Below are 1,261 nucleotides of genomic sequence, written 5' to 3'. Positions count from 1 at the left end.
ATTCTCAAGGGTATTGCTACCGTCAAGCAGGGCAAGACGTTCACCCTGCAAGTCAAGATGGGCGACCCCAATGGCGACCCGGTGTGGCCAGGGCGGCAAGGTGCGAAGCGGATGAGCGTGATGGACCGGGGGCATTACAACTGCGGCAAGGGCCCGGTTTTCCCTGGCTCATACCAATACGCCGACGACGTGATGTTCATGTATTTGCAGGGGTCGACACAGTACGACGCGCTCGGCCACGTCTGGTACGACGACCAGATCTGGAATGGGTACGACGCTGACACGACCATCGGCGGTCTCGCGAAGGCAAGCGTGTGCCCGATCGGCGAACGCGGCGTTGTTGGACGCGGGATTCTCATCGATATGGCGCGCTACCGCAAAAAAGACGTGCTCGATCCGGGCGAAACGTTCACGCACGTCGACTTAATGGGTGCGGCAAAAGCCCAAGGTGTGACGATCGAGAAGCGCGACATCCTCATTATCCGCACGGGATGGATCGGATCGTTCTACAAGAAAAGCCACGATGAGTTTTACGCTAACTTCAAGGAACCCGGTCTCACCTACAGTCCTGAACTGGTCCACTGGTTTCAGGAGATGGAAATTCCAAATCTCGTCACCGACACAATTGCCAACGAGGTGACGTCAGATCCAGTGTCCGGCGTTGACTTGCCATTGCATAACGCATTGATGCGAAACCTCGGGATCACGCTGACTGAAATAGCGCAGTTGGACCCCCTCGCCGACGACTGCGCGGCAGACGGCCAATACACCTTTCTCTATACGGCCGCCCCGCTCAAAGTTGTTGGCGGTACCGGTGCACCGGTTAATCCCATCGTGCTGAAGTAACGTGAACAGCAGCGAGCAAAGGCGCGCTCTCTGAGAGAGTGTGCCTTTTTTTGGCTACGGAGATTGTCAGCGCTACCGTCGTCGTCTAGCAGATAGCGGGATGTCGGCGCGCCAGAACACTAGCCCTAGTACTCTCAATGACCGAGGTACGCGCGGCGGACGTGCGGACTGTCCAGCAACTCCGCGCCTGTTCCTGTCAACGCTATAGAGCCGTTTTCGAGAACATATCCGCGGTCCGCAATCTTCAGTGTGTCGAAGACGTTCTGCTCAACCAGAAGGACGGTAATTCCGCTCGCTGCGACAGAACGAACGACATCAAACATCTGCTGTACAAGAAGCGGCGACAGCCCGAGCGAAGGCTCATCGAAAATCAGCAGTCGGGGCGCCGACATCATTCCGCGAGCAATCGCAACCA

Annotated in this window: 2 protein-coding genes; one reads left to right on the top strand and one right to left on the bottom strand. The window is 57.1% G+C overall.

Going from position 1 to position 1,261, the window contains the following annotated elements; all coding sequences use genetic code 11:
- Positions 1–846, top strand: an 846-nt coding sequence (locus tag BCA01S_RS30390; protein ID WP_027780130.1) for a cyclase family protein, incomplete at its 5' end; no start/stop codon positions are given.
- Positions 847–980: 134 nt separating this feature from the next.
- Here the strand turns inward: BCA01S_RS30390 and BCA01S_RS30385 are convergent.
- Positions 981–1,261, bottom strand: a 281-nt coding sequence (locus tag BCA01S_RS30385) for a hypothetical protein (protein ID WP_027780129.1), incomplete at its 5' end; no start/stop codon positions are given.

This window comes from Paraburkholderia caledonica NBRC 102488, from assembly GCF_000685095.1.
In the GTDB taxonomy this organism is placed as follows: domain Bacteria; phylum Pseudomonadota; class Gammaproteobacteria; order Burkholderiales; family Burkholderiaceae; genus Paraburkholderia; species Paraburkholderia caledonica.
Note: the sequence above shows the minus strand (reverse complement) of the source record. Positions and strands in the feature narration are given on the sequence as shown.